General features: G+C 64.9%; 23 protein-coding genes. All 23 read right to left on the bottom strand.

The window, feature by feature from the left end; genetic code table 11:
• Position 1: 1 nt before the first annotated feature.
• The 23 genes from AB1451_00360 to AB1451_00250 all read right to left on the bottom strand — a co-directional run bounded on the left by AB1451_00360 (position 2) and on the right by AB1451_00250 (position 23,843).
• Entirely contained in the window at positions 2 to 727 is a 726-nt protein-coding gene (locus tag AB1451_00360) for an ABC transporter ATP-binding protein (GenBank protein ID MEW6681363.1), read from the bottom strand.
• The gene (locus tag AB1451_00355; GenBank protein MEW6681362.1) at positions 724 to 2,016 is read right to left on the bottom strand and encodes an efflux RND transporter periplasmic adaptor subunit; all 1,293 of its coding nucleotides are present in this window, start codon (positions 2,014 to 2,016) and stop codon (positions 724 to 726) included. The genes AB1451_00360 and AB1451_00355 overlap by 4 nt, the downstream gene beginning before the upstream one ends.
• Complete coding sequence (locus AB1451_00350; protein ID MEW6681361.1) at positions 2,013 to 3,647, bottom strand: efflux transporter outer membrane subunit; 1,635 nt, start codon at positions 3,645 to 3,647, stop codon at positions 2,013 to 2,015. The genes AB1451_00355 and AB1451_00350 overlap by 4 nt, the downstream gene beginning before the upstream one ends.
• Positions 3,644 to 4,807, bottom strand: coding sequence for a hypothetical protein (locus AB1451_00345; GenBank protein ID MEW6681360.1), 1,164 nt, complete (start codon positions 4,805 to 4,807; stop codon positions 3,644 to 3,646). The genes AB1451_00350 and AB1451_00345 overlap by 4 nt, the downstream gene beginning before the upstream one ends.
• A 1-nt stretch (position 4,808) precedes the next feature.
• Positions 4,809 to 5,186 (bottom strand): hypothetical protein, encoded by a 378-nt coding sequence (locus tag AB1451_00340; protein MEW6681359.1) that lies wholly within the window; start codon positions 5,184 to 5,186, stop codon positions 4,809 to 4,811.
• 8 nt (positions 5,187 to 5,194) lie between these two features.
• Positions 5,195 to 5,551: a VOC family protein gene (locus tag AB1451_00335; protein ID MEW6681358.1), complete on the bottom strand. Its 357-nt coding sequence runs from the start codon at positions 5,549 to 5,551 to the stop codon at positions 5,195 to 5,197.
• 13 nt (positions 5,552 to 5,564) lie between these two features.
• Complete coding sequence (locus tag AB1451_00330; GenBank protein ID MEW6681357.1) at positions 5,565 to 7,211, bottom strand: NAD(P)/FAD-dependent oxidoreductase; 1,647 nt, start codon at positions 7,209 to 7,211, stop codon at positions 5,565 to 5,567.
• Positions 7,212 to 7,224: 13 nt separating this feature from the next.
• On the bottom strand, positions 7,225 to 7,737 hold the full coding sequence (locus AB1451_00325) for a hypothetical protein (protein ID MEW6681356.1): 513 nt from the start codon (positions 7,735 to 7,737) through the stop codon (positions 7,225 to 7,227).
• 145 nt (positions 7,738 to 7,882) lie between these two features.
• Positions 7,883 to 8,995, bottom strand: a complete 1,113-nt coding sequence (locus AB1451_00320; protein MEW6681355.1) for an ABC transporter permease — start codon at positions 8,993 to 8,995, stop codon at positions 7,883 to 7,885.
• A 12-nt stretch (positions 8,996 to 9,007) separates the two neighbouring features.
• Entirely contained in the window at positions 9,008 to 10,123 is a 1,116-nt protein-coding gene (locus AB1451_00315; GenBank protein MEW6681354.1) for an ABC transporter permease, read from the bottom strand.
• 259 nt (positions 10,124 to 10,382) lie between these two features.
• On the bottom strand, positions 10,383 to 11,336 hold the full coding sequence (locus tag AB1451_00310) for an ABC transporter ATP-binding protein (GenBank protein MEW6681353.1): 954 nt from the start codon (positions 11,334 to 11,336) through the stop codon (positions 10,383 to 10,385).
• 7 nt (positions 11,337 to 11,343) lie between these two features.
• Positions 11,344 to 12,273, bottom strand: coding sequence for an ABC transporter ATP-binding protein (locus AB1451_00305; protein ID MEW6681352.1), 930 nt, complete (start codon positions 12,271 to 12,273; stop codon positions 11,344 to 11,346).
• Entirely contained in the window at positions 12,270 to 13,271 is a 1,002-nt protein-coding gene (locus AB1451_00300; protein ID MEW6681351.1) for an HlyD family efflux transporter periplasmic adaptor subunit, read from the bottom strand. Before AB1451_00300 ends, AB1451_00305 begins: the two co-directional genes overlap by 4 nt.
• On the bottom strand, positions 13,268 to 14,629 hold the full coding sequence (locus tag AB1451_00295; protein MEW6681350.1) for a TolC family protein: 1,362 nt from the start codon (positions 14,627 to 14,629) through the stop codon (positions 13,268 to 13,270). Before AB1451_00295 ends, AB1451_00300 begins: the two co-directional genes overlap by 4 nt.
• A gap of 265 nt (positions 14,630 to 14,894) precedes the next feature.
• The gene (locus AB1451_00290) at positions 14,895 to 15,383 is read right to left on the bottom strand and encodes a YbaK/EbsC family protein (GenBank protein MEW6681349.1); all 489 of its coding nucleotides are present in this window, start codon (positions 15,381 to 15,383) and stop codon (positions 14,895 to 14,897) included.
• A 77-nt stretch (positions 15,384 to 15,460) separates the two neighbouring features.
• A complete protein-coding gene (locus tag AB1451_00285; GenBank protein MEW6681348.1) occupies positions 15,461 to 15,970 on the bottom strand; it encodes an Hsp20/alpha crystallin family protein in 510 nt (169 codons plus the stop codon).
• Between the two features lie 64 nt (positions 15,971 to 16,034).
• Positions 16,035 to 16,484, bottom strand: coding sequence for a CoA-binding protein (locus AB1451_00280; GenBank protein ID MEW6681347.1), 450 nt, complete (start codon positions 16,482 to 16,484; stop codon positions 16,035 to 16,037).
• A gap of 277 nt (positions 16,485 to 16,761) precedes the next feature.
• Positions 16,762 to 17,460: a response regulator transcription factor gene (locus AB1451_00275; GenBank protein ID MEW6681346.1), complete on the bottom strand. Its 699-nt coding sequence runs from the start codon at positions 17,458 to 17,460 to the stop codon at positions 16,762 to 16,764.
• A complete protein-coding gene (locus tag AB1451_00270; GenBank protein ID MEW6681345.1) occupies positions 17,457 to 18,707 on the bottom strand; it encodes a GAF domain-containing protein in 1,251 nt (416 codons plus the stop codon). The genes AB1451_00275 and AB1451_00270 overlap by 4 nt, the downstream gene beginning before the upstream one ends.
• Before the next feature lie 152 nt (positions 18,708 to 18,859).
• Complete coding sequence (locus tag AB1451_00265) at positions 18,860 to 19,810, bottom strand: hypothetical protein (protein MEW6681344.1); 951 nt, start codon at positions 19,808 to 19,810, stop codon at positions 18,860 to 18,862.
• Positions 19,811 to 19,818: 8 nt separating this feature from the next.
• Positions 19,819 to 20,469 (bottom strand): universal stress protein, encoded by a 651-nt coding sequence (locus AB1451_00260; protein MEW6681343.1) that lies wholly within the window; start codon positions 20,467 to 20,469, stop codon positions 19,819 to 19,821.
• Positions 20,470 to 20,631: 162 nt separating this feature from the next.
• Positions 20,632 to 21,102: a universal stress protein gene (locus AB1451_00255; GenBank protein MEW6681342.1), complete on the bottom strand. Its 471-nt coding sequence runs from the start codon at positions 21,100 to 21,102 to the stop codon at positions 20,632 to 20,634.
• Entirely contained in the window at positions 21,099 to 23,843 is a 2,745-nt protein-coding gene (locus AB1451_00250) for a cation-translocating P-type ATPase (protein ID MEW6681341.1), read from the bottom strand. The genes AB1451_00255 and AB1451_00250 overlap by 4 nt, the downstream gene beginning before the upstream one ends.
• Between the last annotated feature and the right edge of the window lie 11 nt (positions 23,844 to 23,854).

The following is a 23,854-nucleotide window of genomic DNA, read 5'->3' as shown; positions in this document are numbered from 1 at the left end:
CTCAGGCCACCTCTTGCTGCGACGCGTCGCTCGCCACCACGCCATCCAGGAACTTCACGGTGCGCCTCGCGTAGGCGGCCATGTCGGGTTCGTGGGTCACCATGACCACCGTGATCTCGTGGCCACGGTTCAACGTCGTGAGCAAGTCCATGATTTCGCGGCCGCGCGCCGTGTCCAGATTGCCGGTCGGCTCATCGGCGAGCAGCACGGCGGGCTGGGTGACAATGGCCCGGGCAATGGCGACGCGCTGCTGCTGGCCGCCGGACAACTCGCCCTGCGTGTGGTGTTCCCATCCTTTCAGCCCCACGACGTGCAACGCCTCCCGAGCTTGTTCATGCCGCCGACCGACCGGGACTCCGCGGTAGATCAGGGGGAGTTCCACGTTTTCCAATGCCGACGTCCGGTTGAGGAGGTTATACCCCTGAAATACAAATCCCAGGTATTGACGGCGCAACAGGGCGCGCTGGTTACGGGTGAGCGCGCCGACCTCGACGCCTTTGAAGTGATAGGTTCCCGCCGTCGGTGTATCGAGGCAACCCAGAATATTCATGCAGGTGCTCTTCCCTGATCCGCTCGGCCCCATCACCGCGACAAACTCACCCTTCTCGATCCGCAGATCGATCCCGCGTAACGCGTGCATGGCGGCGTCACCCGCGCCGTATACCTTGGTCACGCCCCGCAGTTGGATCAGCGGCGGCGTGTCGGGGGGAGGGTCACTCGAACTCACGGCTTCGCCGTGACCCGATCGACCACCACGGCCATCCCCGGCTCGACCCGGCCCTCCGTCACTTCAGTCATCACGCCGTCAGTCGCCCCGGTGGTTACGGGAACGGCCTCCAACTCCCCGTTGCTGACGATCCAGACGCGCTGGTCCCGAGTGCCGGGCCTCATCTCATCGCGAGAGCTGGGCGCCGGTCTGAGAGGTCTTGGGAGGATCCTGCTCAAGAGGCCTCCGCCGGTCGACTCGCGCGGCTCCGGCGTCGGCGGCGTGAACCGCAGCGACGCATTGGGGACCAGGATCGCGTCCGTCACGCGCTCGACCGTAATGGCCGCGGTGGCCGTCATCCCCGGGCGCAGGGACAGGCTCGAGTTGTCCACGGTCAACACCGCCTTGTACGTCACCACGCCCGCGACGGTCTGTGAACCGTAACGAACCTTCGTGATCCGGGCGGGAAACGTCCGGTCCGGATACGCGTCAACCGTGAACGTCGCGTCTTGCCCGGCATTCACCTGTCCGACATCGGCCTCGTCCACGTCCACCTGAAGCTCCATGTTCGTCAGGTCCTCGGCGATGGTGAACAACACGGGCGCCTGGAAGCTCGCTGCCACGGTTTGGCCCGGCTCCACTGAACGCTTCAAGACCACGCCGTTGATGGGCGAGCGAATGACCGCTTTGGAGAGATCCGTGCGGTTGGCATCCAGCGTGGCTTGGTTTTGGGAGACCACCGCGCTGGCGGCAGCCTCGTCGGCTCGCGACCGATCGAGCGCGGCCTGTGCTGCGTCGAGTTCCTGTTGCGACGGCACCTTACCCCGACTCAACTCTCGGACGCGGACCAATCGCGCGAGTTGCGCCTCGGCTTCGCGGACGTTGGCTTGCGCCTGAAGCACCTTGGCTCTTGCCGATCCCAACGCCGCCTCTGTCTGCAACGCCTGCGCCTCGAGCTTTGTGGTATCGAGCCGCGCCAGGATCTGGCCGACTTTGACCCGGTCGTTGTAGTCCACATCGACCGTCTTGATGGTCCCGGAGACCTCGATCCCCACATCGACCTGGTTGGTCGGTTCGAGAGTCCCGGTGGCGCTGACAGTGACAACAAGGTCACCGCGCGTGACCGGCTCTGTTTTGTATCGAACGGTCTCGGTCCCGCTGCGCGCCAGCCAGAGGACGCCCACAGCGGCGGCGGCGATCGCCACCACTCCCCACGCCGCCCAACGCTTCAGCCGCGTCCAACGTGAGGTGGTCCCGATGCCCAAGGCCTTGGCGACATCGTTTGCATACTCGGTGGTGGGCTTGCTCATTGAGCCGCACCCGTCGAGTCCCCGATCGGTTTACCCGCAGCCGCCCCGAACGACGTCCAACCGCCGCCCAGGGCCTTGTAGAGCTGGATCAGGTTGGAAACGACGGCGCCGTCGCTCAGTGCCAACTGATCCTGCAGCACCAACAGGGAGCGCTGCGCCTCCAGTACGGTCTGAAAATCCAGGAGGCCCGATTCGTACCGCCCGCGCGCCAGCGCGACCGCACGCTGCGCCGCCTCCGTCGCCGCCTGCAGGTGGGAACGTCTGTTCTGTTCCTTGGCAAAGGCCACCAGGGCGTTCTCCGTGTCCTCGACCGCCGTACGCACCGCCGACTCGTAGGCAAGCAACGCCTGTTCCTGCAGCGCCGACTGAATGTTGACGTTCTCGCGCAAGCGACCGAAGTCGAACACCGTCCACAGCGCGCTGCCGCCCAGCGACGACGTGCGGGCGCCGGCGGTGAAAAGATTGGACGACGAGAGGGACTCCAAACCGATCGTCCCGACGAGGGAGAAACTGGGGTACCGCGCAGCGGTCGCCACCCCGACCTGCGCGGTCTGAGCCGCCAAGCGACGCTCCGCCCGCCGCACGTCGGGACGACGGCGCAGCGCGTCGGCGGGAACCCCGACCGCCACGCTCGCGGGCGCGACCGGGATCGGCAACGGGGGAGCCAGTTCACTGTTCAATGCTCCCGGCATACGGCCCAACAACACCGCGAGCCGGTTCTGCGCCTCGCTGATCGCGGCCTGCAACCTGGGGATCTGGGCCTTGGTTTGCTCGAGGTTGTATCGGGCCTGCTCGACGTCGAGCTCCGTGACGAGTCCGGCTTCGAAGCGCCAGCGCGCAATGTCGTAGGTCTCCTGCTGCGCGTCGCGGTTCTGCTCGGCGATGGCCAGCCCGGTCTGGCCCGTTCGCAACTCGACGTAGTTGAGCGCGACCTCCGAGAGCAGGCTGACCAGCACGTCGCGCAAGTCTTCCTCGCTGGCCTGCTCGCTGGCCGTGGCGGCCTCCATCGCGCGACGAGTGCCGCCGAACACGTCCAGCTCCCAACTCGCGTCGAACCCGGCGGCGTACAGGGTGGTCGTAGAACCGGGACCGGTCTCTTCGCTGCTCTGCACCCGGTTGACCAAGGCATTGGCGTCGAGACTCGGAAACCGGTCGGCTCCGGTCTGCTTACGGCGGGCCCGCGCTTCGCGCAACCGCGCCTGCGCCTGCTTCAGATCGAGATTACCGGCCACGGCCTGCTCGATGAGTCTCGTCAGCACCGGATCGTCGAGCGTCGCCCACCAGCGCGCGAGATCATCGGGTTCCCCGGCCGTCTCCGAGATTCCGGGAGCGGGCTCGGCCTGCCACGTTGTCGGCGCTGCGGGGTCCGGCGCGACGTAATCGGGCCCCACTGTGACGCAACCGGCGAGCAGAACGACCATCGGCAACGGCAACCACCCGAGGTGGGGCAAGCAGCCCGAGCTTCGTCGCGTCACGCCAGTTGATACGACCGCGCTTGGCAAAGCCTTCGAGCCGCCTTTCGGCCGTGTCACGACCACCACGTGGGGCGAGCGCGACCCGGCGTTGGCAGGGACATCGACGAATCTGATTTTCACGGTGGTCGGGTGCTCGGACTGACCGGCGCTGGTCACACCGCCGCCCGCTCCTTCGCCGTGAGATACAACATCCGATCGGCCAATAAAGCGGCGCCCAGGCCGAAGAGCGTCACCCCCCAAGCGACGATCCAGCCCAGAAACGGAATCGCGGTCACGATGGTATAGACCACCAGCCCGATCACCAACGCCCAGACCTCGCGAACCGGCTTCCCCATCCACGCAAAGAGTGCGGCGCCGGCCCAGATCATGACGAATACGCGCGCCACATAAATCGCCAGCACAAACAGCGCCGCCGCCATCAAGCCGAGTGGGGCGGCCAGCACGGTGATCAGGAGAATCACGGCCGCCACCGGGGTCACCACAAACGCAATGAAGCCGATGCCCAGCGAGGCCCACGGGCGCGTTCTCAACGTTGAAACCGTGGACCCGGTGTACCGCGGCAGAAGATACAGAAACAGCAGCCCGAGTACCAGGGTCGACACAAAACTCACCAATTTCGCGAGGAGGAACAACCCGGCCAGCGCCGCGAGAAACGCGCCCGGTCTCGGCCCAAAGTGCTCCGGCAGGGCCTTCCGGGTCACGACCCCGGCCACATTGGCTCCGGGATCGATCGACGCATCGGTCTGACTCCAATACGTGAGGTCCCCGGCGATCGCGGCCTTTGACGTGAGCCGCAGATCCCCGGTGGCGACGTGCAGGTTGCCCTTGACCGCGTTGGAAACCGTCACGCTCCCGCCCGCGATCTTCGCGTCCGCCTGCACCGGAGCCGCCACGCGAACGCGCCCTCCGGCCGCGACCACGCTGCGCCCGACCGCGGCCGAATCGTTCACCTCCACGTTGCCGCCGGCCACGGTCAGGCTCCGGCCGATGGGCCCGTTGATCGCGATCTGCCCGCCCGCGATCCGGGCGTCCTGCGACACGGTTCCTGAGATCGTGATGGCCCCGCCGGCCGCCAGCAGATCCCCGTTGATTGTGCCGTCCACCAGAATCTGACCCCCGGCCGCATACACGTCGCCATTGACCGTCCCGGAGATTTCAACCCGCTCGCCGTACGCAAAATAGTCCTGGTTGATCACCACACCGGCCGGGAGGATCATTACTTCCCGTTCCGCGGCATCGGAGTGCTCATCTTGCGCCCAAGCCGGGCGCGCGAGCAGCACTGCCAGCATGACAAGGCCCACGACGATTGGGTTCATCTCAGCGCCTCCCTTCGGCGAGCTTCTTGTCGAGCACGTACCCGATCGCCACGACCAGCGCGGCGATCGCGAGGTAGCGCAGACCGATCTCGATGAAATACCGCGTCGGCGAGAGATCGGAGAACGGAAGCAATCCCACGAAGTCCAGGAACCAGTTCACCCCGATCCAGACCGCCGCCAAGGTCATGCCTTCTCGCAGGAACTCCCGCTCCACCGACTTGAAGTACATCACCGCGAGCACCGCGCCCACAATCGAACCTTCGACGATCATGATGGTCTTGAAGAACGGTTGGTCGCTGCGCATCAACGGGAGCAGCGGGATCGCGGTCACGTAGGGAATGGCCCACAGAATGACGCCGTAGCCGATCTTTTTGACCACGGCGCTCCTTAGCCTTGGTGCCGCTGATGGATCGTGACGTGGTTCTCGTCCGGATCTTCGATAACAACCATTCGGCAGACCGGCGTGGAAAACGTCTCGACGACAACGGGCACCGATTGTTCCTTGAGTCGTCTCACCGCCGCATCCAAATCCGTGGTTTCAAACGCGACCACCGCGCCCTTGGCCCCCGGAGGATGGCCCATGTCCGTAGTGGTGATGGCAAACGTCGAGCCCCCGACGTCGTATTCGACCCACTGATCTCCGAACGCGTGTTCGGTCCTGAGACCGAGGACGTTCTCATAGAAACGTCTGGATCTGGCCATGTCACTCACTGGGTAGACGGTGAACGCGATGGACGTGATCATTGGCGTTTCCGCGTCACGAGGCTCTCCTCATCACGTCTCTGAGCACCCCTCGTCCCGCCACCCGCGACGCGGCCAGCACGCCCGACCACATCACACCCGGGATGCCGTGACCCGTGTAGGTGCTGGCCCCGCACAGATACAACCCCGGAATCTCGGTCGCGTGGCTGGGGCGCCGGAACAGGAACTGCGACGGAATCGGCGCGATCCCGTATCCGGTGCCGCCGGTTGATCTGGTGTAGCGCCGGTGCGTCAACGGCGTGGAGACTTCCTGAAACACGATGTCCTTCTCCAATCCCGGCAGGACTCGATCCGCCGCGGCCACGAGCCTGGCCGCGAAGGCGGCCTTTGTCTCGCGGTATCTCGCGCTGTCACGGTAGGTCCCGGTGACCATATGATCGACCGTCGTTCCCCACGCTTCGGGCTCGGACGGCACTACGGTCGCCAATTCCACGTTGGCGACGCCGTGCGGAGCGGCCCGATGGTTGTCGGGATCTTTGAGGGTGGCGATGGAGACGTAGCAGAACGGTTCGGGGTGGAACCGTCCGGCGCGGGCGTCCGCGTAGACCGGCTCCTGATCGTAGGACGGATGAACCCAGAAGTTCGTATTGGGTACGCCGGCGGCCCGAAGGTCTCGCTTCACCCCGAGGTACACCACGCCGAGGGCCGGCGCCATTTCGTACCGATGCAATCGCAGCACCGTGGCCGGCTTGAGGTGTGCGGCGCCCACCAGGCCGAGCATCGTTTCCTTGAGGTCCGCGTCGGACACGACTACGGGCGCGCGCACCACACCCCGTCCGAGCGCGTTGCTCTCGAACTCCGCGCCTGCCACCCGGCCGCGCTCGACCACGATCCTCGTGACGGGCGTGGACAGCAGGATCTTGCCGCCGTAACGTTCGATGGCCTCGGCCAGGCGATCGGAGATCACCTGGCCCCCGCCAACGGGGTAATAGGCGCCCTGCAAATACCCGGTGACCACCATCGCGTGCATGACCGCGGACGCTCGGCTCGGCGGCTCCGCATAATCTCCGCTCTGTCCGGCCAACACGCCGCGCAACCGTACGTCGTGCGTGCACCGATCGAACAATGCCTGCAGCGTGGCGTTGAGGTACGGGACGGCGTGACGGACGCTCCAGAGCGTTTTTGCCGACACGCCTCTGCCGGCCGCCTCCTGGAGCGACCAGATCGCGCGAAGTACATCCAGGTATCGGTCGATGCCGCGGGCCTCGCCGGGGAATCGTTCGATGAGTCGGGCGCGATACGCCTCCAACCCCTTGGGCACCCGAAACGTGAGGTCGGGAAACACCAACGTGTCGAACCCGTCGGCGTCCATCTCCCGAAACACGACGTCCTCGACACCGGCGGCCTTCAGTATCCTGGGGATGCCGCCCCGTGGCCCGCAGTCTCCGAGGTAGTGCAGGCCGACGTCGAACTCGTACCCCGGCCGTCTGAAGACCGTGGCGTTGCCCCCGGCCACGGCGTGTTGATCAAGGACGAGCACCGAGCGTCCGCTCCGGGCGAGCAAGGCCGCCACCGTGAGTCCACCCGTCCCCGCGCCCACCACGATCACATCGAACGTCTCTTGATCGACCGTGGGAACGCGTTCGTCCGACCGGATCCGATCAACCCGCGCGATGCCAACGCCGTCTGCCATATCGCCCATCACACATCATGTGCTACTTGAACTTTTCGCTGGCACTCTTGAAGGCAGCCTTCAGTTCGTCCCATGCCTTCCCGGCCCCGACCCTGACGTCTCCCCACGCGGCTTCGCTGGAACCCTTCAGCCCCGCCAGCTCCTTCTTCAACGCGTCCCGCTTCTGCAAGAAGCCGTCGAGCAGCCTCTTGGCCTCGGCTTCCGCTTTGGCCGCGGTGGACTTGAGCGCGTCGATCTGCGGGCCCCAGGTTTTCAATTCCTCGTCGAGTTTGGCCCGCAAATCCCGCACCGCTTGCCGCACATCGGGCTGGCCCGTTTGGCTCTTGAGCTCCTTGAGTTCGTAGCTCCACTTCAGGAGCTGGGCTTCCACCTCGCGACGCAGCGCGTCCATCTGTTCGTAGTACCCCTTCTTGGCCTCCGCGACTTCGCGGTCCACCTTGGCCTTCAACTGTTCGATCTCAACCGCCCACGCCCTGAGGTGGGCTTCGATCGTGGCCTCGGTTTCTTTCGTGTCTTGACCTTCCTTCGTTTCCATGGCTAGGGTCCTCCTTCGATCGAACGGTTGAGCGTGACGGGATGCGCCCCGTGCCTGATCGGACTTCTGTATCAGTATCTACGCGCGCTCCGGAAAAGCCCATCCCCCAAACGCAGTATTGTAATGATTCGGTGCGAAAATTGGACTAGCTCGTTCGTTTGCTGAATCGGGTGGAGGCAAACCAGAGGATCGCCGTTCCCATCACCAACAACGAGAGGTACTGAGGCCACAGAGCGACCAAGCCCGCGCCCTTGAGGAAGATGCCACGGACGATCTCGAGGTAGTGCCGCAGGGGGTTGCCGAGCGTGAGCCATTGAAACACTTCCGGCATACTGCTGACCGGAAACATAAACCCGGAGAGCAACATCGTGGGCTGGAAGATGAGAAACGTCGCCATGAAGGCTTCCTGCTGCGTTTTCGAGATCGTGGACACCAATAAACCCACGCCCAGGCCCGAGAGCAGGAAAAGCACGCTGGCGGCGAACAGGAGCGCTGCGTTGCCCACGAACGGCACGCCAAACCAGAGCAATGCCACGGCGGTCACGAGCGCCAGGTCCACCAGTCCGATCACCGCGAACGGGATGGTTTTCCCCGCGATCAGTTCACCCGGCGTCAACGGGCTCACCATCAGCTGTTCGAGCGTGCCGATCTCCCGCTCACGCACCACGGCCAGCGAGGTGAGCAGGAGGCAGACCAGGAGAATGATCGCACCGGCCACCGCCGGTACGTTGTAATCCCGGCTCGCAAGATCGGGATTGAACCACGCGCGCTCTCGGAGGTCGATAACGGGCGGCGCCGAGACGAAGCGGGCTCCGTAGTTCTGCACGATGCGCTCCGCGTAGCCCTTGGCGACGGTGGCCGTGTTTGAGTTGGTGCCGTCCAGGAGGATCTGGACGTTGGCGCCCGCCGCGTCGTGGAGCGCGGCCTCGAATCCTCGCGGAATCTCGATCCCGACGATCGCGTCCCCGTGGTCCAGAGCAGCTACCAGGTCCGCCGGACGGTCGGAGCGCCCCACCACGCGGAAGTACTCGGACGCCACGAACGCCTCGACCAGCTCGCGCGATGCGCGCGTCTTGTCGTGATCGACTACGAGGGTCGGTGTGTCCCTGATATCCGTGGAAACCGCATAACCGAACACCACGAGTTGAATGATCGGCGCGACGAAGATCATGCCGCGCAGTCGCGGCTCGCGAAAGATCTGCAGAAACTCCTTCCACACCAATCCGGAGATTCGTTCAACGGAATCGCGCCACGCCATGGCCCTGGTTCCCTACGACAACTCCTTCTTGAACGCCCGAACCGCCAACAAAAGTCCCACCACCGCGAATGCGACCATCAGCAGCCCTTGCACGCGCAGCACCTCCACGTGTACGCCCTTGAGAAAAATTCCGCGCGTCACCACCAGGAAGTATCGGGCCGGAATGAGGTACGTGAGGAGCTGCAGCGGCTTGGGCATGACGTCGATCGCATACATAAACCCGGACAACAAAAACGCCGGCAGGAACGTCGCCATCATGGCCATCTGGGTGGCGAGGAGTTGCGAACGCGCCGCGGCCGAGATGAATATTCCCAATCCCAACGCGCCCACCAGGAAGAAAAACGCCAGAATCATCAGGAGGAACGGATCGCCTCGGAACGGCACGCCGAACAGGAACACGCCCAACAAGGTGGTGGCCACCACGTCGATGAGGCCGATGGCGAGGTACGGCAGGAGCTTGCCCACCACCACCTCGCTGCGGGTGACCGGCGTGGCGGCGAGTTGTTCCATCGTGCCCCGCTCCCATTCCCGCGCGATGGTGAGCGAGGTCAGCATCGCGGCGATGATCATCATGATCACCGCGACCAGTCCCGGGACGATCATGTTGCGACTGACAAGGTCTTCGTTGTACCAGACACGGCTGTCCGCGCTGACCGGCGCCTGACGCGGAACGCCCTGCAACGAGATCGCGGCGGAGTAGGTCTGTACCACGGCCTGGGCGTAACTTAGGATGATCGTGGCGGTGTTCGCGTCGCTGCCGTCCACGATGGCCTGGAGCGAGGCGGGACGGCCGGTTCCGACGTGCCGGCCGAAGTCCGGGGGAATGACGAGGACGATCTGGACCCGTCCTTCCTGCAGCACCAGATCGATCGCGGACCTGCGATCCAGGCTCATGGCCACCGTGAAGTACCCCGACGAACGGAGCGCGTCGATCAGTTCGCGGCTTTGCGCCGACCCGTCCTCGTCCCGGACCGCGGTCGAAATGTGATCGACATCCCAGGTAATGGCGTACCCGAACAGGACCAGCAGCACGACCGGAAGCAGAAACGCCAGCAGAAGGCTCCGCGTATCCCGGCGCAGTTGGAGCACCTCCTTGCGCGAAATCGCAAGCAACCGACGCAAGTTCATCACATGCGGCCTCCAGCCGATCAACCCTCAGCGGAAGACCGACAGCGGATTCGATCTTCCAGTCAGCGTGTCGAGGAATCGGCCAAATGCAAGGCGCCGCGAGCACCGGACCGGAGCGTACTGAGTGCGTACGTGAGGACCGGAAGCGCAGCGGCAACGCCGCAGATGGCCGTTGCTTCGCCACCTGTAGGGTGCCTTCGGACCGATTAACATTTGCGCTCTTGGCGCACTCAGGTTCCTCGACACGCTCCCACAGCCCCTACCCGAGCACCGCGCCCCCTTCGGCCCGCACCAACGCCACAAACACATCCTCCAGCGACGGCTCAATCCTCTCGATGCCCCGCACCGTCACATTGTGCGCGGCGAGTCGTTCGGGAATCATTCGCCGGGCCTGTCCCTCGTCCTCCACCACCACATGGACGGCGCGACCGAACATCGCGACCTCCAGGACCCCCGGCATGCCCTGGAGCGCCTCCACGGTCTTCGGGCTCCGGTCGGTGCAGACCTCGAGCAGCGGATCGCGCATCGCGCGCCGAAGAGCCGCGGGCGTGTCCAGTGCGATCAGGCGCCCCCGGTTCATCAACGCCAACCGATGGCAGTACTCCGCCTCCTCCATGTAGTGAGTGCTCACGAAGACCGTGATGCCTTCGTCCGTCAGACTGTTGATCAGCTCCCAGAACGCGCGTCTGGACAGCGGATCGACACCGGACGTAGGCTCGTCAAGGAAGAGGATGGGCGGCTCATGCAGGACCGCGCAGCCGAGCGCGAGCCGCTGCTTCCACCCCAGCGGCAGCTCGCGGGTCAGGCGGGCGCGGTGATCGGTCAGCCCCGCCATGGCCAACACCCAATTGCGACGCTCGGGTCGCCGGGCCGTCGGCACGCCGTTGAGCCCCGAAAAGAACGCAATGTTCTCTTCCACCGTGAGGTCTCCATAGAGTGAGAACAGTTGCGACATGTACCCCACGCGCCGTTTGATGGCCTCGGTCTCGGTGAGCATGTCGAAACCAGCCACGGTCCCGCCGCCCGAGGTCGGGAGTAGTAGGCCCGCCAGCATCTTGATCGTCGTGGTTTTCCCGGCACCGTTGGGCCCCAGAAACCCGAAGATCTCCCCTCGTCGCACCTCGAAGGACACCGCGTCAACGGCCGTGAACCCGTTGAACACCTTGGTCAGCCGTTCGACTGAAACCGCAGCATCCGTGGCGTCAGATCGCACTCGAGCCCTATCCCACCTCGGACAGTCGATGGATGAAGACATCCTCCATCGAAGGCGCGATCGCGCGCACCTCGTGCACCGTCAACCCCGACGCACGCAGGACGGCTTCCACCGCCGCGGCGTCGCGTGCCGCCGACTGCACGATCACATGCAGCCGATCGCCGAACGCCGCGGCTCTGGCCACGACCGGCAGCGCGGCGACACGGCGGCTCGCCTCGCGCACCCGGTCGACCCGCACCATCAGCACGCGGTCCGCCAGCGTCCCCTGCAACGCTTCCGGAGCATCGACCGCGAGGAGGCGCCCTTGCTGGAGGAGCGCCACCCGGTCGAAGCGCTCGGCCTCGTCCATATACGCCGTGCTCACGATCGCGGTCACGCCCCGCGCCACCATGTCGTGCACGATCAACCACAGATCGCGACGCGAAATCGGGTCCACGCCGAAGGTCGGCTCATCCAGCAACAGGATTTTGGGCTCGTGGATGAGCGCGCACGACAACCCCAGCTTTTGCTTCATCCCCCCTGACAACTGGCCCGCGAGCCGGTGCTGGAACGGTCCGAGATTCGAGAACTGGAACAGGCGCTCAAGGCGGGTCTGGCGCTCGGCCCGCGGCACCTGGTACAGGTCGGCGTAAAAATGGAGATTCTCGATGACCGTCAGATCCGCGTAGAGCCCGAATCGCTGCGACATGTAGGCCAAGTTGTGCTTGATGGCCTCGGGATCGCGGGCGGCACTGACGCCGTTGAGCAGGGCATCGCCCGCGCTTGGGCGAAGCACGCCGGCCAACATGCGCAGCGTCGTGGTCTTGCCCGCGCCATCGGGGCCGACGAGCCCAAATAACTCGCCGCGACGAACCGAAAAACTCAGTGCGTCGACGGCCACCAGATCGCGAAATCGGCGGGTCAGCGCCTGAACCTCGATGGCGGCGTCGGGGCTCACCCCGGCGTTCCGTCCAGACGAACGTCGGCTGGCATTCCGGGCTTGAGGTCCTGGCTCGGATCATCCGTGATGCGCACCTTGACCGCGTAGACGAGCTTCACCCGCTCCTCGGTCGTCTGAACCGTCTTGGGCGTGAACTCCGCCTCGCTCGCGATGAACACGACCACTCCGCGATAAGGTTTGCCCGGAAACGTGTCCGTCGTGATCGTCGCGTCCCCGCCGGTGCGGACGGCGCCGATCTTGGTCTCGGGCACGTAGATCCTGACCCACCGATCGTCCGGGTTCATCACGGTCACCACCGGCGATCCGCCCTGCACGATTTCCCCGGGTTCCCGGTGACGCACCGTCACGATGCCGTCAAACGGCGCACGAATGGTCATATTAGCCAGCGTGGCATCGATGACCTTGAGCGCCGCCTCGGCCTGTGCCAGCACGGCCCGTTGGGCCTCGATCTTCTCGCGGCGAGGTCCGGTTTCCAGAATCTGCACCTGCTGCTTCGCCTGCTCGTAGTGGCTGGTCGCGACGTCGAACGCCACCCGGGCCTTGTCGTAGTTCTCTTCGCTCACGGCCCCCCCGTCGTACAGACGTTTGGCGCGGTCCAGATCCCGTTTCGCGTCGGTCAGCCGCTCGGTCGCGGCCGCGAACGCCGCCCGTCCCTGGGCGATCTCCTCGGAGCGAAAACCGCGCTCCAGTTCGAGAAGCCCGGCTCGAGCGGACGCGACTTGAGCCACGGCCTGTTGACGCTTCGCCTCGGTCTCAGCCCGGTCCAGATGCGCCAACTCGTCTCCCGCCTTGACCGGATCGCCCTCGTGCACGGCCAGGTCGCTGAGACGCCCCGCGGTTTGAAAGCCCAACTGCGAATCGGTCGCCTCGACGGTTCCGGACGCGCTGATCGTGGACCTGGCCCCGTCTTGCCTGTTCGCGGCGAACCAGAACACGATCGCCAGGCCCAACGCAGAGACGATGACCACCGGCACCAACCGCTTCTTCGCGCTCACGGCTGGTCTCCGATGGTTCGGCGCAGCCACGCGAGGTCGAGTTGACCGACCACCCGAGCCAGGTCCGTGCGCGCCGCGATTTCTCCATACCGGGCTTCAGCGAGGTTCGCCCGCGCCGTCAGGAGATCCGCCTCGGCGTTGAGATAGTCGGTCTCGGTACCGGAACCCGTTTCCCGCAGCAACTTTTCGACACGGACCACTTCCTCGTAACGAGCGACCGCCGTCTCGAGGCTCTTAATCCGTGCGCGGGCCTCGTCGAGCCGAGAGGCGGCGCGGTCCACCTCTTGGTCGATCTGCGTTTCGGCCATTCGTACCTGCTCCTCCGCGGAGAGGAGGGCCGCTTGGGCCCGCGTGATGCCTCGCTCCCGTGCCCCACCGCTGAAAAGCACGTACGACAATTTCGCGCCGGTGTTCCACTCCGCAGTACGGTCGGCGCCGTGGTTCCCGGAGTCGTAGTACAGGTAGGTTCCGACCAAACCCAGTTCCGGCCAGCGGGCGCTCTTGGCCACCGCCACCGCCTCGCCGGCTGACGCTGCCAACGCGCGGGCCTGTTTGGCGGTCGGATTGGCCTCGCGCGCTTCCGTCGTCAGCGCATCCCGCGATGGAAGCAACGGATCGGAGAGAACCACAGGAACGAGTCCGGCGATTCGCACCTCCTCGACGGACCGATTGATCAGCCGCGCCAACTCGCGTTCGGCCCGGTTCAACGCTTCGGTCGTCGTGACGCGTTCCGCCTCGGCGGTGGCGAGCGCCGCCTGAACGCGGAGTACTTCCACGCGCGCCGCGGTGCCGGCCTCGTGCCGTTGCTGGGCACGCGTCAACTCTGACCCGAGGGCGACGAGATGGCTGTCGCGCGCCGCGACGACTTCCCGTTGACTCAACACCTCGAGATACGCAGACACCACGCGGGCGACCAGGGCCTGTCCCTCGGCGCCGAGAGCCGATTCGGCCGATCCGGCCTGCGCGCGCGCCAGGCGGATCCGCGCCCCGCGCGCTCCGCCGTCGAACACCGTGTAATTCAGCGCGAGGCTCCCTTGGTAGAGCGTGTGGTCGAACGAGGGGATGCCCGCCGGGGTAAAACTGTGGATGGGGGAGACCAGCATCGGCTCCTCAAAGCGCGTGGCCGTCGCGTTCAACTGGAGCGATGGGAGCCTCGCCGCGGAGGCCTCCCCCACTGAAGCGTGAGCCTCGTCGAGTCCGGCTCTCGCCGCCCGCACCGAGGGAAACGTCTCCAGCGCCCGCTCGACCGCGCGAGCCAAGGTGAGGGCTCCCTCCGCGCTCGGCTGCGCCCATGCGGGGACGCCGAACCCCATGATTCCTGCGACCGATCCGACGATCAGAACCACGCGCGCGTGCATACCCACTCCTTTTTTCGATCACGACCCGGTTAGTTCATGCCCTCAACTTGTGTTCGCAGACGACGCCGGGAGACGACACCGGCCGATGGCATCGCACAAGGCCGGATGAGTGATACCACAAGTTCGAGGTCAACGTGAAGCGTGAAAGGCTCGCCACCTACGCGCTGAGCGGGAGGCGAGTTGCAAGGCAAGGCGAGACGCAAGGCTGGGCACTTCGGGCGAAGCACCCAGCCTCGCATCTCGCGGGCCGAGGGAAGACGAACCGTCAGCGTCCGACGAGACGCGAACCGAAGTCAACCACGCGCGGCACGACCAGCCGCTCGTAGTCGTCGTACGCCATCCGGATCGACTCTCTGGAATTTCCCGCCGGAAACACGATCTCCTCGTCTTCGGTCAGCGAGGAGTCCACCAGCACGTCCAGCCCGTACAGGTTGCCGAATGGGGGCATCATCCCGACTTCGCAGTCGGGAAACAACTTGGCGAATTCCGATTCCGTGGCCAGGCGGATCCGACGACCCGGCCGCCGGCCGAGCACTTCCTGAATGCGCAGCACGTCGACCTTGAGGTTGGCCGGCAGCACGGCCATCACGTCATCGCCCCCTTCTTTAATCATGACCACTTTGGCCACGGTTTTGCCCGGGACGTGCAAGGCTTCGGCCGTGGCGGGCGCGCTCTCCGTGGGCGGGTGCGCGATGACCTCGTACCGCACCTGGTTTTCATCGAGGTAGTCTTTGAGACGCTTTGTCACGCTCATCGCTTCACCCTCCCTCGCTTGCGTGGCCCCCCACCCTACCCTCCCCCGCAAAGAGGGAGGGTGAAGGAGGAGTAGCGTTAGTCCACGTTGATCTTGATCTCCCGCCGCTTCGCCTCTTCGGTCCGAGGAATGCGGATTTCCAAGAGTCCGTTCTTGAGCGAGGCTTTCGCCTTCTCGGAGACAATGCCGGGGGGCAACTCGACCGTCCGAACGCAGCGCCCGTAGCCCACCTCGGACAAATATCGTCCCTTTTCAGTCTTTTCCGTGGATCGCTTCTTCTCGGCCGAAATGGTCAACCGGTTGTCGGCGAGCGACACCTCCAAGTCCTGCTTGGTGATTCCCGGCAACTCGACCTTCACGACCAGGTCATCCTTCTCGTCGTACATCTCGATGGGCATCTCCCGCATCGCCGGCAAGCCCAGGAACCGTTCGAAATCCCGCGCGAAAGGAAACGGCCGGCCCCAAAAACTCTCGACCATTCGCTCCATGTCGCGTTCCAGTCTGGCGAGATTCGGCCACAACGATTCTTCGCGTTTTGCAGGGGCTTTTTCAACCTCACCGACCTCGAGCGTTTTTGCTTCCGCCATGTTGGACCTCCTTGTGTTGGAAGGATGGCTGCCAAGATGAGCCGCTTTCGCGGCCCGACAATTTTTATTTCGCGCCCGGAAGGGCGCGATGCACCTTCATCATGCATTTGTTCATGACGACTTGCAGGCCGGCGGCTCTGGCGCGGTCGGCTGCGGCGTTGTTGACGATGCCTTCCTGCATCCAGATCGCCTTGGCGCCAATCGTAATCGCGTCTTCCACGATGGGAGGAACATCCGCCGCCGGCCGGAACACGTCCACGATGTCGACCGGACCCGGCACCGCACGCAACGAGGGATACACGGTCTTCCCTAGGATCTGCCCCTTGGCCGTGGGGTTGACCGGGATGACGGTGAAGCCCTGTTCCTGGAGGTACCTCGGCACAAAGTGCGAGGGCTTCTCAGGATTGGCCGACAGCCCGACCACCGCAATGACCTTCGCCTGGCCCAGCAGGCGCCTGGCCTCGGCATCGGACAGGTTCACACTCGGAATTTCGCACTCGGCTCCGGTTTCCATCTTGTCTCTTCTTTCGATCTCCGACCGTCAGGTCGAAGCCTGTTCAGGAGCGGGCCAGATGCCCCCTTCGGGGACTTCCGACATTTCCATTCCCGAAGGTGGGTCGCAGGCGGAGCGAGACCCGGACCTGTAGGGGCGTATTGCAATACGCCCCTACGAAACCGTGAGGACCGGAAAGCGCTTCGCGCCGTCCTGTGGCGCTGTCGATGCCCCACTCCTCCCGCTTGGCGAAGCAAGCGCAGCGACAACGCCGCAGATGGCCGCTCATGAACAGGCTTTACCGGGTTTGGGGCGCGGGCGGTGCGGCGACCAGCCCATGCCGCTGCGCATAAATCGCCGCCTGCGTGCGATTGCTCATGTGCAGCTTCTTCAAGATATTCTTCAAGTGAATCTTGACCGTGTGTTCGGAAATCGAAAGTGTATTGGCGATTTCCTTGTTGGTCGCTCCGTTCGACAATTGGCAGAGAATTTCTTCTTCCCGGGTGGTCAAGGCCTGAGACGCTCCCGCCATCTGAGAGATGCGGCCATTGGCCAATGACGCGAACTCCTGAAGGAACTTCGAGGCCATTTGATGCGGGATCACGGCTTCGCCCTTCATGACGCGCTCAATGGCCGACACGAGTTCGTCGGGATCCACGTTTTTGAGCACGTAGCCCTTGGCCCCGGCCTTGACCGCTGCGAACAGGTTCTCGTCGTCTTCCGACACCGTAAGCATTAACACCCGCGCATCCGGCACCCGTTCGCGGATCGCCCGGGTCGCTTCGATCCCGCCGCACCCCGGCATGTTCACGTCCATCAGGATCACATCGGGCTTTAGTTTCGCCGCTTGTTCGATTCCCGCCCTGCCGTCACTGGCCTCCCCCAGGACGTTGATGCCACGATCCCGCAGAAGATCCACGAGCCCCTTGCGGAGCAGCGTGTGGTCGTCGACCACCAAAGCGGTAATGGTCCGGTCGGTGGAAGGGGTCGGGCTCATGGGGTTCTCCTTTGTTCGTCGAGGGGAAGAGGGATCGAAATGGTCACGGTGGTTCCTTGTCCTGGCTGTGATTCGATTATGACTTGTCCACGCAGACGGGCCGCCCGCTCCCGGATGATCGAGGTGCCCACGTGCATTCCGCTGGCATCGCCCAGGCGTACGAGGTCGAATCCGATGCCGTCGTCCTTCACGTGCACCCGGCACCAGCCCTCGCCGCGTTCGCACGCAATGCTCACGGTGTTCGCCTGGGCGTGTTTTCGCACGTTGGCCAGCGCCTCTTGAATGATCCGAAACACCTCGGCCTGTTGCCCGAACGAGAGAGCCGCAGCTTCGCCTTCCCCGGTCAGCTCCGCGCGAATCCCGGTCCGCACTTCGAACGTCTCCAACTGCTTCTTGAGCGCCGTAACGAAGGATCCAGCCTCTGGCGGCGCACTGCGGAAATCAGCAAGGAGGTGCCGTACGTCCTCGTACGTGCTCTGGATGACGTCCCGCACGACCTCCAATTCACGGCTGGCTCCGTCGGAGGCGCCGCGGTCCAGCAGTCCTTGAACGCGCCTGACCTGCAGGTTGAGGTACGCGAGTGCTTGGGCCACGCCGTCGTGCAGCTCGCTGGCGATGACGTGCCGCTCGTCGGTCACGGCCCGCTCGCGCATGCTGGCACCCCACATTGCGTTGTCGATCGCGGCCCCGAGCTGGAATCCGATGGACCGCAGAAGCGCGCGATCGATGTTCGAGAACGCCCCCGGTTGACCGGCGTAGAGCGTCAACAGACCGAACGTCCGGCCCCGGGAGCGGAACGGCACAGCCACCAGCGCACCGATTCGCTCGTCCAAGCACGCGGGCCGATCCAGACGAGGGTCGGACGCGAGGTCGTCCACCACCAACGGCTCATCCCCGTACGCAGAACGCCCGCACAAACACGCGCCCTTGGGGATCCGACACTCCGCCTGCCAGAACCGCTCCGAAAGCCCCCGGCTGGCGACCAGGCGCAGGTCATTCTCAGCGTTTTCAGCGAGGTGGATGGCCCCGGTGTCGGCTTTGGTCAGACTCAGCAAGCGATCCAACACCTGATTCAATGTACGGGCCAGCTCGGGCGCCCGACTCACGGCCAGACTTAGGGTCTGCAACACCCGCAGCGTGCTCTGTTCATCCCGCGGATTGTCCAATTGCACCAAATCAATCTCCTCCTGCTCCTCGCCCCAAGGACCGTTGTACGGCGTGATTCGATCGAGCGCCGTTTCCATCATGGCCGCTGCCTCCCACTTGATCCAGCCCCGCGTGGCTCTCGCTGTTGTCCATCGCCTGATTGATCCCTACAAGCGTCGTTATTTTGGACTACACGAGTACGGAAAGGAACACCCCAAAGGGGGTGTTTTGAGGACAACCGGATCCCTCGCGATTACGAAGCCGTCTGCGCCCGGACCACCCGCGACCCTGACGCGGGGGGCGTGGGGGGCAGAAACCGGTTCCGGTACGCGGTGACCGCGTCCTGCATGGCCGACCCCGTCAGGCCGAGGTTGCACTCGGCGTAGTCGATCGCGAGCTTATCCGCGATGATCCCGATCACCGCGGCCTCGGTCCAATACGCGCCGTGACTGAGCGGGTTCCACCGCGTGAACACGTTCCCGGCCTCGGTCACCACATCCGCGGTCACGGCGCGGGCGTAGGCATCGTTGACGGTTTTCAGAGGGTACCCGACCACGTCATCATCGCTGTAGATGTTGAGCCAGACCCCGGTCCCTGACTCGACGTGAACGGGCGCGTCGAAACCGTCCACCACCCGGCCTGGTCCGAAGGTCCCGGACGTACACGCGGGAGAACGCGCCGCGTACAACACGAGCGGAGATCCCAGCGTAAAGAAGTTCACGAAATCCACGCCGAAGTGATCACGGAATCTGCTGCTGTGGCGCCGCGTGTGGTCGTATAGAAAATCCGACGCAATCACCGAGCCCAAGCTGTGCCCGATCACGCTGAGATGCCGGCTCTCGGGCTTGAGCCGGCTTCGCAGCGCGTACGCCAGCTCCCGGTGGATTTCTTCGTACACCGCGAGACCCTGGTACGCGATCACGTCGCCCATCAACCGCATGGCGAACGCGCGCAATCGGTCCACCCGCCCGTGGAACAACCGCTGTTCGAGCTCCTTGAGCAGGCCTTCAGGGACCGACGCCCAGCGCCCCGGGATCACGTTCAAGAGCGGCGCGTCCGGCGCGTCCGGCAACCGGTATCGAGCGCGAAGCTCCCCTACGGACCGCCGGACACCGGCCGCAAGGTCGCGATCGAGTTCGCCGACGACGTTTTGATAGTCGCCGATCCCGTGGATCACGAAGATGTTGAGAGGATGGCCTGCCATGGCGAACGTCAGGAGACCGAACGGCCCCCGGTTCCAATGCGTCCCTCTTTTTCGATTTCCCGTTTGCGGGAGAGGGCTTCAGCTTGCACGCGGGCTTTGCAGGTTTCACAGATCAATTCCGCGGACGGAGTGCCGCAGATGCGGCAGCGCGAGAGCGCCCCGCGTTGTGTTTCGGTCGACGCGACAGTGGCCTTTTCCATCGCCGAGCCCGCTTCCGCCTTCGCGGCCTTGACCGTCAACACCGGGCACGGCGCGTGTTGCACCACGCGCTCCGCCACGCTGCCCAACAGCAGGTGGCCGAGCCCGGTCCGTCCGTGCGTCCCCATCACGATCAGGTCCGCGTGGTACCGAGCAACCGCGTCGCGGATCTCGGCGAACGCCGACCCCATCTCGATGTGCCACTCCACCCTGATGCCTTGAACCTTCACCTGTTCCACCCAGTCGTGCATCATCTCGGCGAGCTTCTTCGTGACGTCGGGCTCGAATCCTGGGTAGGCTCCGGTCAATTCCACTGCGTAGGCCGGAGGCTCCACCACGTGCAGAAACACCACCCCGCTCCCCAACATCTCCGCCAGCCCCATGGCATAGCGCATGGCTTCGAGCGAACACTCCGAGAAATCCGTCGGCACCAAAATCGTGTGGACCTGGAACGCACTCATCATTGCCTCCTTATTGCCTGCTTCCCTCAATTGCCGGGGTATAAGCAATTGAGGGAGCCCGTTCAGGAATGGCCAGATGCAAGGCGCCGCGAGCACCGGAGCGCAGCGTACTGGGTCGTACGTGAGCACCGGAAGCGCAGCGGCAACGCCGCAGATGGCCGTTCATGGACGGGCTCGACTCTTCGGACGCACCGTCAACACCGGACACCCAGCGCCGCGAACCACCCGCTCGGCCACGCTGCCCAGAAGCACGTGCGGAAGCCCGGTGCGGCCGTGCGTACCGATCACGATCAGATCCGCCGAGGTCTCGCCCGCGGCCTTCAGAAGTTCGTCCACCGGCATGCCCTCCCGCAATGAAGACCGCACCCCTGGTTTGCGGTTCCGGACCTCCTTGACCAGCGCCTCCAGGCGTTTGGCGGCTTCGGCTTTGAGCTCGCGCAACCACTGGTCCACGTCGTGGCGGAGTTGCAGGCTGTGGGCCACGCCGACCTCGAAGTACACGGGCCGTTCGACCACGTGCACGATCTCGACCTCCGCGCCGACGCGCTCGGCGAAACTCAACGCGTAGTCGACGGCCTCGCGCGAGCAGTCGGAAAAGTCGGTGGCGACCAGTATTCTTTTGATTGGTTTCATTCTGCTCTCCGGCGTAACCATTTCTCAAATTCCACGGCGATGTAGACCGAAGACGCGACGGCAGTGCAGAGCGCCAGTTCCCGCCCCGTCAATGCGGTGGTGTGGAAAAACGTTTGCAAAAATGGGCTGTACGTGAGCGCCAATTGGGCTGCGACCGCCATCAGCACCGCCCCGAGCAGGCGCGGGTTCGACCACAACCCGATCGTCCACAGCGCCTCGCGCTCCGACCGAATCGCGAGCACGTGAAACATCTGAAATGCGGTCAAGGTGAAAAACGCCATGGTGTAAGCCCGCACCAGATCGCCCTGCGCGACCGACCACCCGAACACCGCGGCCGTGCCGATCCCCATGAGCAGCCCCACCCATACGATGTGCGCGCCCATGCCGTTCGCGAAAATGGTCTCATCGGGCCGGCGCGGGGGACGAGCCATCACCGCGCGCTCCGGCGGCTCGAACCCCAAAGCCAGGGCCGGCAGGCCGTCCGAGACGAGGTTGATCCACAGGATCTGCACGGGCAGAAGCGGGATGGGAAGTCCGACGAGCATGGCCAGGATGACGGTCAGGATTTCTCCGCTATTGGTGGAGAGCATATACCGGGTGAATTTGCGGATATTATCGTAGATTATCCGCCCCTCTTCAACCGCCGCCACGATCGTCGAGAAGTTGTCGTCCATCAACACCATGTGCGAGGCTTCGCGAGCCACGTGTGTGCCGCCCCGTCCCATGGAGACCCCGATGTCCGCCATCTTGAGGGCGGGCGCGTCGTTCACGCCGTCGCCGGTCATGGCCACCACCTCGCCGCGCCGCTTGAGCGCCGCCACGATCTTCACTTTGTGCTCGGGCGACACGCGCGCGTACACCGCGGTGGCGGCGACGGCGCGCTCCAGGGCGTCGGCGTCCAGTTGCTCCAGCTCCGCGCCCGTCAGCACTCCGTCGGCCGGCCTCTTGATCCCCAGGTTCACCGCGATCGCCTCGGCCGTGACGAGATGGTCCCCGGTGACCATGACCGGCCGGATGCCGGCTTGGCGACAACGCGTCACCGCGACGCGGGCCTCGGGGCGAGGAGGGTCCATCATCCCGAACAGGCCCAGAAAGAGCAACTCGGACTCGACGCCCGGCAGCTTCTCCACGGAGGGCATCGCGTCGAGTTCCCGCAATCCGCACGCGATCACGCGCACCCCGTCCGACGACAGCTCGCGGTTGGTTCGCAGAATCTGGTCGCGCCGATACCGCGTGAGGGGCTCGACCGACCCGGTCCACGCCACGGCGGTCGATCGCGCCAGGACCTCGTCGATGCCTCCCTTGGTCACCACCCAGAGCCGGCCCGTGCGGTCCCGGTGAATCGTGGTCATCAGCTTCCGGTCGGAATCGAACGGCAATTCAGCGACCCTCGGATACTCGCCTTCGAGCGTTTCCTTCCAGAGCCCGGCCTTGGCCGCGGCCACCAGCAGTGCGCCTTCGGTGGGGTCGCCCAGCACCGTCCACCTGTCGTCGCGTAACCGCAAGCCCGCATTGGTACAGAGGGCGGCCCCACGCAGGAGTTGGACGAACGCCTCGTCATCCTTGGGGTCCACCACATTCCCGTTCTCGATGAACGTGCCTTCGGGGCGGTACTCGTCTCCCGTCACCTCCACCAACCGGCCTCCGTGCGCGATAATCACCACCGACATGACGTTCTGCGTCAGCGTGCCGGTCTTGTCGGAGCAGATGGCGGTCACGCACCCCAGGGTTTCCACGGCCGGCAGTTTTCGAATCAGCGCTTGCCGCCGCGCCATCCGCAGCCCTCCCAGCGCCAGCACGATGGCCACCAGCGCGGGCAGTCCCTCGGGGATGACGGCCACGGCCAGGCTGACGGCCGTGAGCAACATCAAGGTGAACGGCTCTCCCCGCCAGAGTCCGACCACGAATACCAGAGCGGTCAACGCGACCGTGGCCACGGCCAAGCGTTTCCCGAGGTGATTCAACCGCCGCTGCAGCGGGGTGGGGGGTTCTTCCACTGCCTGGAGCAAGCCCGCGATCTTGCCCAATTCCGCGGTCATACCGGTCTCGGTCACGATGGCCGTGGCCCGGCCCGCGGCGACCGTGGTGCCCATGAACACCATGTCGCTGCGATCTCCGATCGGAACCGCGCCGAGATGGAGCTTTCGGACGTGTTTGCTCGCGGGCACGGACTCGCCGGTGAGCGACGACTCGTTGATCCGGAGTTGAACGGCTTCGATGAGGCGACCATCGGCCGGCACCCGATCGCCGGCCTCCACCAGCATGATGTCGCCCGGCACCAAGTGGGCGGACGGCACGCTGAAAATCCTGCCGTCGCGCCGCACGGTTGCGACCGGCTTCTCGAGCTCACGCAACGCGGCCACCGCGCGTTCCGCGCGATAGTGCTGGCCCAAACCAAGCGCGAGGTTGATCACCACCACCGTGGTAATGAGCACGGCGTCGCCCACGTCGCCGGCGGCCCACGCGATCACCGCCGCGGCCAGGAGGACCAGGATCATCACGTCCGAGATCTGGCTCACCACGAGCGACCACAGCCTGGTGCGGTCCTTGACCGGCAGCGCGTTGAGGCCGTGGCGGGTCAGGCGCCGCTCGGCTTCCACGCTCGAGAGCCCCTTGCGCGAGGTCTTGAGCGCGTGGAGCACCTCCTCCACATCCATCGCGTGCCAGTGAGGAGCCGGTCGGAACGTCGCGCGGTCGTGCTCGGCGGGAGTTGGGCGGTGCTGAGCTTGCAGTCCGGTCAACACAACCTCAG

The organism is Nitrospirota bacterium, assembly GCA_040757335.1.
Classification (GTDB): Bacteria; Nitrospirota; Nitrospiria; order 2-01-FULL-66-17; family 2-01-FULL-66-17; genus JBFLXB01.
The sequence above is the reverse complement of the archived record's forward strand: the minus strand, read 5'-3'. Positions and strand labels throughout refer to the sequence as shown.

What these genes read in the sequence shown, in the direction of transcription:
- AB1451_00295 (MEW6681350.1), bottom strand. Translation starts at nt 14,629, where the DNA reads ATGCACGCGCGCGTGGTTCTGATCGTCGGATCGGTCGCAGGAATCATG.
- AB1451_00355 (MEW6681362.1), bottom strand. Translation starts at nt 2,016, where the DNA reads ATGAGCAAGCCCACCACCGAGTATGCAAACGATGTCGCCAAGGCCTTG.
- AB1451_00260 (MEW6681343.1), bottom strand. Translation starts at nt 20,469, where the DNA reads ATGAGTGCGTTCCAGGTCCACACGATTTTGGTGCCGACGGATTTCTCG.
- AB1451_00275 (MEW6681346.1), bottom strand. Translation starts at nt 17,460, where the DNA reads ATGAGCCCGACCCCTTCCACCGACCGGACCATTACCGCTTTGGTGGTC.
- AB1451_00285 (MEW6681348.1), bottom strand. Translation starts at nt 15,970, where the DNA reads ATGGCGGAAGCAAAAACGCTCGAGGTCGGTGAGGTTGAAAAAGCCCCT.
- AB1451_00320 (MEW6681355.1), bottom strand. Translation starts at nt 8,995, where the DNA reads ATGGCGTGGCGCGATTCCGTTGAACGAATCTCCGGATTGGTGTGGAAG.
- AB1451_00315 (MEW6681354.1), bottom strand. Translation starts at nt 10,123, where the DNA reads ATGAACTTGCGTCGGTTGCTTGCGATTTCGCGCAAGGAGGTGCTCCAA.
- AB1451_00330 (MEW6681357.1), bottom strand. Translation starts at nt 7,211, where the DNA reads ATGGGCGATATGGCAGACGGCGTTGGCATCGCGCGGGTTGATCGGATC.
- AB1451_00325 (MEW6681356.1), bottom strand. Translation starts at nt 7,737, where the DNA reads ATGGAAACGAAGGAAGGTCAAGACACGAAAGAAACCGAGGCCACGATC.
- AB1451_00335 (MEW6681358.1), bottom strand. Translation starts at nt 5,551, where the DNA reads ATGATCACGTCCATCGCGTTCACCGTCTACCCAGTGAGTGACATGGCC.
- AB1451_00290 (MEW6681349.1), bottom strand. Translation starts at nt 15,383, where the DNA reads ATGAGCGTGACAAAGCGTCTCAAAGACTACCTCGATGAAAACCAGGTG.
- AB1451_00265 (MEW6681344.1), bottom strand. Translation starts at nt 19,810, where the DNA reads ATGGCAGGCCATCCTCTCAACATCTTCGTGATCCACGGGATCGGCGAC.
- AB1451_00270 (MEW6681345.1), bottom strand. Translation starts at nt 18,707, where the DNA reads ATGATGGAAACGGCGCTCGATCGAATCACGCCGTACAACGGTCCTTGG.
- AB1451_00345 (MEW6681360.1), bottom strand. Translation starts at nt 4,807, where the DNA reads ATGAACCCAATCGTCGTGGGCCTTGTCATGCTGGCAGTGCTGCTCGCG.
- AB1451_00280 (MEW6681347.1), bottom strand. Translation starts at nt 16,484, where the DNA reads ATGGAAACCGGAGCCGAGTGCGAAATTCCGAGTGTGAACCTGTCCGAT.
- AB1451_00255 (MEW6681342.1), bottom strand. Translation starts at nt 21,102, where the DNA reads ATGAAACCAATCAAAAGAATACTGGTCGCCACCGACTTTTCCGACTGC.